Here is an 11,646-nt window from a genome sequence, read left to right on the forward strand (position 1 = left end):
AATCATCTTACTATGTCTAGAAAAATAAAACTAATTTGGGATTTCCGCGGACCTGCATCAGGAAAAACAGCTGAGCATCATGAAGTTCACTTAAAAGAATATGTTTCGATTGAAAATTTACCTATAAACATTACAGGCTTTGAAATTCAAAATGAAATGCAAGCAATTGCTTTTATGGTAGTAACTGAGGAGAATATGATTGGTGTTCGCGATGCTTTAAAACCTCATCGAGGTGAAATTTACGAGGCATAAATTCCAAATATAAAAATCCCAAATTCCAATATTTAACTCAATTGGAATTTGGGATTTATCTTTATTGAAGTTTACTTTTTAATTGGCCACTTCACTTATAAACTTGATTCTCATCAATCTTAATTCATCAACATCGTAATCACCTTCGAATTCTTTCAGTGCTTTTTCAATACTATCTGTTTCAGATTCCATAAAATAGTCATGAATTTCTTCTTGCTGATCGTCGTCCAGCATGTCATCAACCCAATATTTGATATTTAATTTAGTTCCTGAATAAACAATCTGCTCCATTTCTTTTATTAGAGCGTCCATATTTATTCCTTTAGCGGAAGCAATATCAACTAGTGATAGTTTACGATCTATATTTTGAATAATATAAAGCTTATTAACTGAATTAACTCCAGTAGATTTTACTACTAAATCATCAGGACGAATGATTTCATTATCATCTACATAACGATTAATTAATTCTATAAATTCTTTCCCATATTTCTTTGCTTTACCCTCGCCTACCCCATGAATATTAATCATTTCTATTTGAGAAATTGGATATTTAAGTGCCATATCTTCAAGCGAAGGATCTTGAAAAACTACAAATGGAGGAACACCCACTTTTTTAGCTACTTTTTTACGCAAATCACGCAACATACTCATTAACAACTCATCAGCGACAGCTGATGATTTAGATGCAGAAATTATTGCTTCATCTACCGTTTCATTGTATTCGTGATCTTCAGACATCATAAAAGAATGTGGATTTTCGATAAAATCTAATCCTTTTTGGGTAATCTTTACGATGCCATAGGTTTCAATATCTTTAGATAAAAACCCTGAAACTAAAACTTGTCGCAACAAAGCCATCCAATATTTTTCATCATGATTTGAACCACAACCAAAAAATTTCTGTACATCTGTCCTGTGCGCTTTTATGACTGCATTTACGCGCCCTATTAATGTAAAAACAACTTCTTTTGACTTGTATAAATGTTTAGTATCTCTGACAACTTGTAATAATTTAACGACTTGATCTTGAGCCTCAACTTTCGTTTTTGGATTTCTAACATTGTCATCCATATTGGCTCCATCACCGGTGACATCGTCAAATTCTTCACCAAAATAATGGAGTAAAAATTTACGTCTTGACATAGAGGTTTCGGCGTAAGCCACAACTTCTTGCAACAAAGCAAATCCTATTTCTTGTTCAGCAACAGGTTTGCCGGACATGAATTTCTCTAACTTCTCTACATCTTTATAGGAATAGTACGCTAGACAATGGCCTTCGCCTCCATCTCGTCCACCTCGCCCTGTTTCTTGATAATAACTTTCTAATGATTTTGGAATATCATGATGTATTACAAATCGCACATCGGGCTTATCAATTCCCATTCCAAAAGCAATTGTTGCCACCACCACATCCACATCTTCCATGAGAAACATATCTTGATGCTTGGCTCGAGTTTTTGCATCTAAACCCGCATGATATGGAACCGCACTAATACCGTTCACTTGCAAAACTTCAGCGATTGCCTCCACTTTCTTACGACTAAGACAGTATATAATTCCCGACTTTCCTTTATTTTGCTTAATAAATCGGATAATATCTGATTCGATATTTTTAGTTTTTGTACGAATTTCGTAGTATAGATTGGGTCTGTTAAATGATGCTTTAAAAGTTGTAGCATCAGTCATATCAAGGTTTTTTAAGATATCCTCTTGCACCTTTGGTGTTGCTGTAGCAGTCAAACCAATTATAGGAACATCTCCTAATTGTTTGATGATGTGCTTGAGATTTCTATATTCTGGTCTAAAATCATGACCCCATTCTGAAATACAATGCGCTTCATCAATTGCCACAAATGAAATTTTTACATTTTTAAGAAAATTAACGTACTCCTCTTTTGTCAAGGATTCGGGTGCTACATAAAGTAATTTTGTAATACCAGAAGTTATGTCTTTTTTAACTTGAGTAATTTCGGTTTTGTTTAATGATGAGTTTAAAACGTGAGCCACACCGTGTTCTGACGATAGGCTTCTAATCGCATCAACCTGATTTTTCATTAAAGCAATTAAAGGTGAAACAACTATTGCAGTTCCTTCTTGAACTAAAGCAGGTAATTGATAACAAAGTGACTTTCCACCGCCTGTAGGCATGATGACAAACGTATTTTCCTTATTGAGTATACTCTTGATAACTTGTTCCTGCAATCCTTTGAATTGGCTAAAGCCAAAATACTTCTTTAATTCCTTATATATATCAATTTCGTTTGGATTCATTCTGTAATTTGTGGTAATTTGTTTAAATTTGCGACATCTAAAGATACAAATTTCTTTGAAACACACAAATTTAAAAATTCTGTTTTGATTACAAGAGAAAATATATTGGCTAGTGCCAAAAAAACAATCTTATCGGAAAGTCAATCTATCGCAAAATTAGCGGATTACCTTGATGAAAGCTTTATCGATGCAGCAGAAAAAATATATAATTCCACAGGACGATTAGTTATTACGGGGATAGGTAAAAGCGCAATAATAGCTCAAAAGATGGTTGCTTCATTCAATTCTACTGGAACTCCGTCACTTTTTTTACATGCTTCAGAGGCAATTCACGGTGATTTAGGCATGATTCAAAATGAAGATGTTATTATATGTATATCTAAAAGTGGCAACAGCCCCGAAATTAAAGTTCTTGTTCCATTATTGAAACGATTTGGAAATATCTTGGTCGCTATCACAGGAAACATGACTTCTTTCTTAGCAAAAGGTTCAGATATTGTTCTCAACACAACCGTTGATTCCGAGTCCTGCCCTAACAATCTAGCACCCACAAATAGCACAACAGCACAGCTAGTTATGGGCGATGCTCTTGTGGTTTGTCTTATGGAAATGCGTGGTTTTCAGCCTCAAGATTTTGCTATTTATCATCCTGGAGGTGCTTTAGGTAAGAAACTATTACTAAAAGTAAAAGACATGCTGGAAAACTCATTAAAACCCCAAGTGAATCCAGATGCACCAATAAAAAAAGTTATTTTCGAAATCTCTGAGAAGCGACTTGGAGTTACTGCTGTTGTAGATAATGACAAAGTAATTGGTATCATTACCGATGGTGATATCAGAAGAATGCTTAACGAGAGAGATTCATTTACCGAATTAACTGCAAAAGATATAATGACAATAAATCCAAAAATGACCTCATCTAATGAAATGGTTGTTGAAGCACTAAATATAATGGAAGACTTTTCCATCACTCAACTAGTTGTTGTTGACAACGGAGAATATAAAGGAGTACTGCATTTACATGATATTTTAAAAGAAGGAATAGTATAATGGCTAAAAAAAATTTAAACGAAATGTCGTTTTTAGATCATCTTGAAGAGCTGAGATGGTTGTTGGTTCGAAGTACGGCTGCAATATTAATATTGGCAACTTTTACTTTTTTTGTAAGTGATTACATATTTGATGTTATCATTTTTGGTCCTACCAGTCCAAATTTTATAACCTATCGTTTATTTTGTGATTTGTCAAATCAATTGGGTTTTACAGATATTATATGTGTGACTGAAATGCCTTTTATCATTCAAAATGTAAATATGGAGGGACAAGTTAATGTTTTAATTTGGACCTGTGTAACTGCTGGATTTATTCTTGGTTTCCCTTTCATTTTATGGGAAGTATGGAAATTTATAAGTCCTGCCTTGTATACAAAAGAGAAAAAAAATGCAAAGCTATTTATTTTCTCTTCCTCTTTACTTTTTTTTCTGGGTGTCCTTTTCGGGTATTTTCTGATTGTGCCGATGTCAGTTAACTTTTTTGCAACTTTTACAATTAGTAGTGTTGTACAAAATCAATTTAGTGTGGATTCCTATATTGGAATGGTTAAAACCAGTGTTATTGCTTGCGGATTATTTTTTGAGTTACCTATAATCATCTACTTTTTAACAAAATTAGGTTTAGTAACTCCAGAATTCTTAAGAAAATATTGGAAATATGCGGTAATTGTAATTTTAGTGGTAGCAGCAATTGTAACGCCACCAGATGTTATAAGTCAAGTAATAGTAACAATCCCTATGTTACTAATTTACGAAGTGAGTATTTTAATTTCAAAAGTAGTAGTAAAAAATCAAAACAAAATCAATGGCTGATATTATAGAAGAATTTAATGAATATCGTTCTAAAATGAACGAAAAATTACTGGCTGACAATAATAAAATTGTTAAGCGAATTTTCAATTTAGATACTAATGCATATGCTGCAGGCGCATTAGATGTAAAAACTAAAGAATTACTTGGACTAGTTGCATCAGCAGTTTTGCGTTGTGATGATTGTGTAAAATACCATCTTGAAACTAGTCACAAAGAAGGTGTCACTAAAGAGGAAATGATGGAAGCTATGGGTATTGCTACATTAGTTGGTGGAACCATCGTAGTTCCTCATTTACGTAGAGCTTACGAATTTTGGGAAGCTCTTGAAGAAAATGCAACAAAATAACTTAGTGAGAATTGAAACCGTTTAATTTTTATTTGAATATTCAGATATCTAATTGAACGGTTTTATCGCTAATTGACTAAAAAGAAAAAACATAATCAGATGAAATTAAGAGCCGAAAATCTTGTCAAAACTTATAAAGGACGCAGTGTTGTTAAAGGCATTTCGGTAGAGGTGAATCAAGGTGAAATTGTTGGACTTTTAGGTCCAAACGGTGCTGGCAAAACAACTTCTTTTTACATGATCGTGGGTTTAGTGAAGCCAAATTCAGGGAATATTTATCTTGATGATTTAGATATTACGGATTACCCAATGTATAAAAGAGCACAACAGGGAATTGGTTACTTGGCACAAGAAGCATCCGTTTTTAGAAAGTTAAGTATTGAGGATAATATTTTAAGTGTCCTACAATTAACTAAACTTTCAAAAGCAGAACAAGAAGCTAAAATGGAAAGTTTAATAGATGAATTTAGCTTAGAACACATCAGAACAAATCGAGGTGATTTACTTTCAGGAGGAGAGCGAAGACGAACTGAAATCGCGCGATGTCTTGCAACCGATCCAAAATTTATATTATTAGATGAGCCATTTGCAGGAGTTGATCCCGTTGCTGTAGAGGATATTCAACGTATTGTGGCTCAGTTAAAAAATAAAAATATTGGTATTTTAATTACAGATCATAACGTTCAAGAAACGCTAGCTATTACTGATAAAACGTACTTAATGTTTGAAGGAGGGATCTTAAAAGCAGGGATTCCAGAAGAATTAGTAGAAGATGAAATGGTGCGTAGGGTTTATTTAGGACAAAATTTTGAGTTGCGAAAAAAGAAATTAGAATTTTAATTTCAACAAAATTAGTCTCAACTTAAAAAGGAAAAACCGCAAAAAATTTTAAAGCTAAATAAATAATAACCTAAAAAGATAGACAAATGTCAAATAATTCAGAACCCTCAGATGAAACTAAAAGAAGATGGCATCAAGATCCAAACAATTGGTTTTTAGGATTCTTTTATTTTAATAGAGAAGACAAGCGGATTTTTCCTCCAAAAAGAATAGCGTGGATGGGCTGGACAATAAACTTTGCAAACCCTATTTCAGTAATTACATTATTGATTTTTTTATTATTAGTTTTCACCATGGTCAACCTAAAATAAAATTTTGCAAAACCGTTATTCAACTGTTATAAATTGCAGTTGCTGCAAATCTCCATTATAAATGTTCACGTCAACATTTCCTTTTATTCCAGGAATACTCGCTTTCTCTGTAAACTGCCAAAAAAGCCAATCAGATTCTATTTGCTCTCGATAGAAGTTATAATTGGCAATCCAAAAAAGATAATCGGAGAACTCCTCTTTTAAAAAATCATCATAGTAACGCTCGCCTGAATAAATTATGGGTTTAACACCATAATGCGCTTCTACAGCTTTCAGCCAGCGTCTCAATCCAATTTTTAGGTTAGCAATAGATTGATTTTTAGGCAATTTTTCAATATCAAGAACTGGCGGTAAATCTCCTTTCTCAAGTTTAACCATAGAAATAAATAACTCCGCTTGTTCAAGAGAGTTTTCATTTGGTCGGTAATAATGGTAAGCTCCTCGAATCATTTTATTTTTTTTGGCGCCAAGCCAATTACGCTTAAATTGACGATCTAAACGATCTTTGCCCACTGTGGCTCGAATAAAAACAAAATGTAATGGATATTTATTTTCTATTGTATCTACGTATGACCAACTAATTTGTCCTTGATATTCTGAAACATCAATTCCTATGCTCTGTCCTGCGTGCTTTTCCAAAACTTGAAAATTACGAACATCAGAAATCCTTTTTGCTTCACGTTCCTCTAATACAGCTTTGTTAGATTTAAAACTAAAGTAGTACGCTAATCCGTTTCTGTAATGGTAACCCACTGCTAAAAGCACAAGCACTAAAAAACTTAGAAGAAGATACTGAACTATTTTACCAGAAAAAAAAGAACTTTTTTTCTGAGACTTTCGAAAAGTGTTATTTCGTTTTCTAATTATTTTCTTTCTCATTCAAGAAGCTACTTTTTAATTCTTTTGTTGTTTACGATAGAAAGTAACACATAGAATAAAATCAATAAGGAAATTCCTAAATACTTAAAGAAAATCAATAAAAGAAGAGAAATTATGAGGAAAGAAATTTGTAACGTATTTTCTTTGAAACCAAACTTTTTAATTTTTAAAGAAAAAAGTGGGATTTCAGCATTTAATATATAGGCACTGAGAATTGTAATTGCGAGTAAAACGAATGGATTTGTTAAAAATTCAATCAGAAAAAGTGAATCAGTGAATTTTAAAACTAATGGTAAACTCAATATAAAAAGTGTATTTGCAGGAGTTGGCAAACCAATGAAGGAATCCGTTTGTCGCGTATCAATATTAAAATTTGCTAAACGATAGCATGATCCTAAAGTTATTATAAAACCTAGATAAGGAAACCATTGTAAATATCCTGCAACAATAGGTGACGAATAACTAATCATCATTTGAAACATAACTAATCCAGGAACCACACCACTTGTAACCATGTCAGCTAGTGAGTCTAATTGCAATCCAAGCGGACTTGCTACTTTCCATAAACGAGCAAAAAAACCATCAAAAAAATCCAAAAATATACCTAAAGACACAAATAAAAATGCCATTTCAAACTGTTGATTGAAAGCGAACATTAGCGCGATACATCCCGAAAAAAGATTGAGTAAAGTGATTAAATTAGGAATGTGCTTTTTAATATTCATAGGTCTTCTATTTTGTTTTTTTTGTAATCAACCTTTAATAACGCAGAATAAACGGAAATATTAAAGTTTGAATTAATAACTAAGAATGGTTTTCATCAAATTATCAGTTCCCGCAAATTTAATGTAATAAGTTCAGCAGTTGTACGTTTTTTAACGGAGATTTAATTAAAGTAATTCGGATGATATTCAAAACGGACGAATTTTTCATAATAAAAGCAACTTCATTAACAACAGTAGTTTGGTCAGTAATCAAAATACTTTTCTACCAAACAATTCCATTTTTATCCTTTAAATATTTTCAAAAAAGAAATAAATAACGGTAATAAATAGTATATTTTTGATAAAAATTAAAAAAATATTCTATTTGTAAAAATGACAGCATTGAAAAGAAGCTTTTTACTCCTTACTTTACTTATAAATGTGTTTTCGTATGGTCAAGCTGTCCGAAAATACTCTAATGAGTTTATGAATATTGGCGTTGATGCTGCTGCACTTGGAATGTCTAATGCTGTCGTGGCCTCAACAAATGATGTGAATTCTGGATACTGGAATCCCGCTGGCCTGATTCGTCTTGAAGATCATCAAGCTTCAGTAATGCATGCCAATTATTTTGCTAACATTGCACAGTATGATTATCTAGCCTACGCCAGTCCTATTGATGATAGAAGCGCATGGGGATTTTCAGTCATCCGGTTTGGTGTTGATGATATTCTTAATACAACTGAACTTATCGACAGTCAAGGCAATATAGATTACAACCGTGTGAGTCTTTTTTCGACCGCTGACTATGGATTTACTTTTTCATACGCACGCAAACTTCCAGTTCCCGGATTTCAATATGGAGTTAATGCAAAAATAATTCGGCGCATCATTGGAGACTTTGCTAATTCATGGGGATTTGGCTTTGATGCTGGAATCCAATTCGAAAAAAATAACTGGCAATTTGGTTTAATGCTTCGCGATATTACTACTACTTATAACGTGTGGAGTATAGATGAAAAGGAATATCAAAAAATTGCAAATGCTATTCCTGGACAAAATCAAGATCTACCAGAAAGTACCGAGATTACAATTCCAAAAGCACAATTAGGGATTGCTAAGAAATTTATTATTAGATATGATTATAGTGTTTTGGCTGCTGCTAATATAAATATGCGTTTTACAAGAACTAACGATATTATTTCAACTGATGTTGTAAGTATAGATCCAGCTATAGGTTTAGAATTTGGATATACTGATTTAGTATTTCTTCGCGCAGGTGCGGGAAATTTTCAAAACATTCAACAGGTGGATAACACTGAAAAAATTGGTTTTCAGCCGAATATAGGTCTAGGATTTAAATACAAAGGAATACAAATTGATTATGCCCTTACGGATTTAGGTAACCAGAGTGCCGCACTGTATTCAAATATATTTTCCATAAAAGTAGATTTAGGTTTATTTAGGAGGTAAGATTTTAATTGATCTTTTATTCTATGATATGACTTTCAAAATAAACTTCTTTTTTTAATAAATCATTAATTCGATATAAGCCGAAAAGGCATTACGTAAAATAATATGTTAGCACATTTCTTTCCCTTTAAAAAATATTTGATAGCAGCTTTACTACTATTTATTTCATTTAGTAGTTTTAGTCAAAGTATTATCCTTTCTCAAAACACACATATTAGCATTTTGACCTGTGGGACAGGAAATGAGGTATACTCTCTTTTTGGCCATACAGCCATTCGAATTCAAGATACAGTAAATAACGTTGACTTGGTTTATAATTATGGAGCATTCGATTTCAATACACCAAATTTTGTCATGAAGTTTACTAAAGGAGACTTACAGTATTTTGCAGTAATAAATTCATATCCAGATTTTATTAATCAATATCAATATGAAAAAAGAACTGTTTATGAGCAAGAATTAAATATTTCTCTTGAACTAAAACAAAAACTTTTTGATCAGCTAAACACTTCTCTTGCATCAGGAGAAAGTTATTATACTTATAAATTTATTGATAAAAACTGTACCTCGATGGTTGTCGATATTCTTAATAAAACTTTAGGAGGAAATATTGTTGTTAAAAAAGAAGATACTGACTTAAGCTATCGAAGCATTTTATATCCTTATTTTGATGGACATTTCTATGAAAAATTAGGAACGAGTATTATTTTTGGAACAAAAGTAGATCAAAAAGGTACTCAGATTTTTCTTCCACTTGAGTTAAAAAAGAGTTTGGAAAAAATTGTTTTTAATAAAATTCCATTAGCTAAAAAAAGTGAAACAGTTTTAGAGTTTACTTCAGAAACTCTTTTTTCGTGGTGGAATAATGTTTATATGTACATTTTACTTTTACTTGCAATTATAATAATAAACAAGAAAAGCACAACGGTATTTTATTTTACTATTATGGGAATTATAGGCTTATTTTTTACGTTAGTTGGTTTCTATTCTCAACATTTAGAATTAGGATACAACTACAATATACTACTTTTTAATCCTACATTGCTGGCGATATTATTTTTATATTGGAAAAAAAACAAGCAAGGACTTTATATTTTAGCATTACTAAATCTACTCTGCTTAGTAGTATATTTATCCGGCGTAATTAACAAAGCGCATTTGCTTATAGTTTTACCTTTGATAATAACAAACGCAATATTGTTGATTAGAATCTTGATTGAGAACAGAACAAAAACTCCAGTTATTATCTAGAATAATTACTAGGGCGTTAGCTTAATAATTATTGACCTCGATAAAACAGAACGGTTGTTATCGTTTTAATTGCAATGTTTAAGTCGAGATAGATGCTTCGATGTTTTATATAATAAAGGTCATATTGCAACTTTATTAAACTATCATTTATAGTCTCTCCGTAGGCATAATTAACTTGTGCCCAGCCCGTAAGTCCCGGTTTTATAATGTGTCGCGTTTCATAAAAAGACATAAGTTCAGCGATTTCTTTTACAAATACAGGCCGTTCCGGTCGAGGTCCTATAACTGCCATATCTCCCTTTATGATATTAAAAAATTGTGGAAATTCATCAATTCGGGTTTTTCTTAAAAATTTACCAAAAGCAGTTACCCGAACATCATCGATAGAAGTAAAAACAGCACCATTTTTCTCAGCGTTTTGTACCATTGTTCGGAATTTTAAGATGCGGAAAATTACACCATCTTTTCCTATCCGTTCTTGTGCATAAAATAATTTGCCTCTATTCCCGATTGTATTTCCAAGTAGTATTAATGGAACTAAAAACAATCCAACAACTAAGCCCACAATTGAGATTGCTATTTCCACAATACGAACAATTATTAAGTACAGTTTATTATGATTGCTTCGACTAAAAGGAAAAAATCGATAAAAATCTCGCGACATATACTGAACGGGAATACGCTGCGTTTTACTTTCATAAACCTGAGCATATTCACGAATAATATTTCCCGACTCTAACAAATGAAGTAATTGTTGATACAAATCAGTTGTTATTCCATCAGTTTTTTGTGAAGCAATTACAATTTCGACTTTACCATTTTGTCTTACAAAGCTAAACATGTCGGCTTTGTTGATATGCGGTAGATATTGTAATTCAGAAGTATTTTCTTCGCTAAAATCAGTATTTACGTAGCCAATAATTTTATAATGAGGATCAATGTTTTCTAATCCCCGCACTAATTCCTTAACTTGCTCTTGATCACAAATCAATATTGCTTTCTGAAAAAAGCGTTTTGATGCTAAAAACTTAACATACAACATCCTCCACATTATTAATGCCGAAAATGTAACAAAGAAAAACAAAAGGATTTGGAGACGATTAGAAGGTAATTGTGGTGAAAAAATTGGTGTTAATAGAAACACTAAAACAGTAGTAGAAACAGTTATCAGCGTACTTTTCAATACCTGAAACTGATTGCTCGCTACTTGTAGATTATACATTTCGAAAATAGTACCAAATGCATTAATATAAATGGCTAAAACAATTATCCAATAATAATTAGATACAGAAATGACAAAATAATCAAAATTAAAAAAGATTCCTGTCAGATACAGAGCAGTTAAAACAAAAAGAACATCAAAAAGACGAAGAATCGTCTTTCGCTCAGAAATTTCAAAATGTATATTTTTGATCGAGAACATCTTTAGCAATTTTTAATAGGGGGTGCAA

At 32.1% G+C, this 11,646-nt stretch carries 12 protein-coding genes; 8 read left to right on the forward strand and 4 right to left on the reverse strand.

Going from position 1 to position 11,646, the window contains the following annotated elements; translation table 11 throughout:
- Positions 1-12: 12 nt before the first annotated feature.
- On the forward strand, positions 13-252 hold the full coding sequence (locus tag BUA99_RS06900) for a hypothetical protein (protein ID WP_072990054.1): 240 nt from the start codon (positions 13-15) through the stop codon (positions 250-252).
- A 78-nt stretch (positions 253-330) separates the two neighbouring features.
- Here the strand turns inward: BUA99_RS06900 and BUA99_RS06905 are convergent, their stop codons facing one another.
- Positions 331-2,526 carry a RecQ family ATP-dependent DNA helicase gene (locus BUA99_RS06905; protein WP_072990058.1) on the reverse strand — a complete coding sequence of 732 codons (2,196 nt, stop codon included), beginning with the start codon at positions 2,524-2,526 and terminating at the stop codon, positions 331-333.
- Positions 2,527-2,610: 84 nt separating this feature from the next.
- Between BUA99_RS06905 and BUA99_RS06910 the strand changes: the two genes are divergently transcribed.
- The 5 genes from BUA99_RS06910 (at position 2,611) to BUA99_RS06930 (ending at position 5,888) form a co-directional block, all read left to right on the forward strand.
- Positions 2,611-3,576, forward strand: a complete 966-nt coding sequence (locus tag BUA99_RS06910; RefSeq protein WP_072990630.1) for a KpsF/GutQ family sugar-phosphate isomerase — start codon at positions 2,611-2,613, stop codon at positions 3,574-3,576.
- Positions 3,576-4,391, forward strand: coding sequence for a twin-arginine translocase subunit TatC (tatC, locus tag BUA99_RS06915; protein WP_072990061.1), 816 nt, complete (start codon positions 3,576-3,578; stop codon positions 4,389-4,391). Before BUA99_RS06910 ends, tatC begins: the two co-directional genes overlap by 1 nt.
- Positions 4,384-4,737 carry a carboxymuconolactone decarboxylase family protein gene (locus BUA99_RS06920; protein WP_072990064.1) on the forward strand — a complete coding sequence of 118 codons (354 nt, stop codon included), beginning with the start codon at positions 4,384-4,386 and terminating at the stop codon, positions 4,735-4,737. The genes tatC and BUA99_RS06920 overlap by 8 nt, the downstream gene beginning before the upstream one ends.
- Before the next feature lie 99 nt (positions 4,738-4,836).
- Positions 4,837-5,577, forward strand: a complete 741-nt coding sequence (gene lptB, locus BUA99_RS06925; protein WP_072990067.1) for an LPS export ABC transporter ATP-binding protein — start codon at positions 4,837-4,839, stop codon at positions 5,575-5,577.
- An 86-nt stretch (positions 5,578-5,663) separates the two neighbouring features.
- The gene (locus BUA99_RS06930) at positions 5,664-5,888 is read left to right on the forward strand and encodes a DUF5808 domain-containing protein (protein WP_072990070.1); all 225 of its coding nucleotides are present in this window, start codon (positions 5,664-5,666) and stop codon (positions 5,886-5,888) included.
- 15 nt (positions 5,889-5,903) lie between these two features.
- Here the strand turns inward: BUA99_RS06930 and BUA99_RS06935 are convergent, their stop codons facing one another.
- Both BUA99_RS06935 and BUA99_RS06940 read right to left on the reverse strand, forming a co-directional pair.
- The gene (locus tag BUA99_RS06935; protein ID WP_072990073.1) at positions 5,904-6,767 is read right to left on the reverse strand and encodes a glycoside hydrolase family 25 protein; all 864 of its coding nucleotides are present in this window, start codon (positions 6,765-6,767) and stop codon (positions 5,904-5,906) included.
- 8 nt (positions 6,768-6,775) lie between these two features.
- Positions 6,776-7,492 (reverse strand): CDP-alcohol phosphatidyltransferase family protein, encoded by a 717-nt coding sequence (locus BUA99_RS06940; protein WP_072990076.1) that lies wholly within the window; start codon positions 7,490-7,492, stop codon positions 6,776-6,778.
- Between the two features lie 372 nt (positions 7,493-7,864).
- On the opposite strand from BUA99_RS06940, the gene BUA99_RS06945 reads away from it, so the two are divergent.
- Positions 7,865-8,944 (forward strand): putative type IX sorting system protein PorV2, encoded by a 1,080-nt coding sequence (locus BUA99_RS06945; protein ID WP_234972922.1) that lies wholly within the window; start codon positions 7,865-7,867, stop codon positions 8,942-8,944.
- A 105-nt stretch (positions 8,945-9,049) separates the two neighbouring features.
- Positions 9,050-10,195 (forward strand): lipoprotein N-acyltransferase Lnb domain-containing protein, encoded by a 1,146-nt coding sequence (locus tag BUA99_RS06950; RefSeq protein WP_072990079.1) that lies wholly within the window; start codon positions 9,050-9,052, stop codon positions 10,193-10,195.
- 28 nt (positions 10,196-10,223) lie between these two features.
- Here BUA99_RS06950 and BUA99_RS06955 read toward each other — a convergent pair whose 3' ends face one another.
- A complete protein-coding gene (locus BUA99_RS06955) occupies positions 10,224-11,618 on the reverse strand; it encodes an exopolysaccharide biosynthesis polyprenyl glycosylphosphotransferase (protein WP_072990082.1) in 1,395 nt (464 codons plus the stop codon).
- Between the last annotated feature and the right edge of the window lie 28 nt (positions 11,619-11,646).

Origin of the sequence: Flavobacterium segetis, assembly GCF_900129575.1 — a bacterium.
In the GTDB taxonomy this organism is placed as follows: Bacteria; Bacteroidota; Bacteroidia; order Flavobacteriales; family Flavobacteriaceae; genus Flavobacterium; species Flavobacterium segetis.

Bases quoted from the DNA above. Each gene is read 5' to 3' on its own strand.
- BUA99_RS06930 (WP_072990070.1), top strand. From the start codon at position 5,664: ATGTCAAATAATTCAGAACCCTCAGATGAAACTAAAAGAAGATGGCAT.
- BUA99_RS06950 (WP_072990079.1), top strand. From the start codon at position 9,050: ATGTTAGCACATTTCTTTCCCTTTAAAAAATATTTGATAGCAGCTTTA.
- BUA99_RS06935 (WP_072990073.1), bottom strand. From the start codon at position 6,767: ATGAGAAAGAAAATAATTAGAAAACGAAATAACACTTTTCGAAAGTCT.
- tatC (WP_072990061.1), top strand. From the start codon at position 3,576: ATGGCTAAAAAAAATTTAAACGAAATGTCGTTTTTAGATCATCTTGAA.
- BUA99_RS06920 (WP_072990064.1), top strand. From the start codon at position 4,384: ATGGCTGATATTATAGAAGAATTTAATGAATATCGTTCTAAAATGAAC.
- BUA99_RS06900 (WP_072990054.1), top strand. From the start codon at position 13: ATGTCTAGAAAAATAAAACTAATTTGGGATTTCCGCGGACCTGCATCA.
- BUA99_RS06945 (WP_234972922.1), top strand. From the start codon at position 7,865: ATGACAGCATTGAAAAGAAGCTTTTTACTCCTTACTTTACTTATAAAT.
- BUA99_RS06955 (WP_072990082.1), bottom strand. From the start codon at position 11,618: ATGTTCTCGATCAAAAATATACATTTTGAAATTTCTGAGCGAAAGACG.
- BUA99_RS06940 (WP_072990076.1), bottom strand. From the start codon at position 7,492: ATGAATATTAAAAAGCACATTCCTAATTTAATCACTTTACTCAATCTT.
- BUA99_RS06905 (WP_072990058.1), bottom strand. From the start codon at position 2,526: ATGAATCCAAACGAAATTGATATATATAAGGAATTAAAGAAGTATTTT.
- lptB (WP_072990067.1), top strand. From the start codon at position 4,837: ATGAAATTAAGAGCCGAAAATCTTGTCAAAACTTATAAAGGACGCAGT.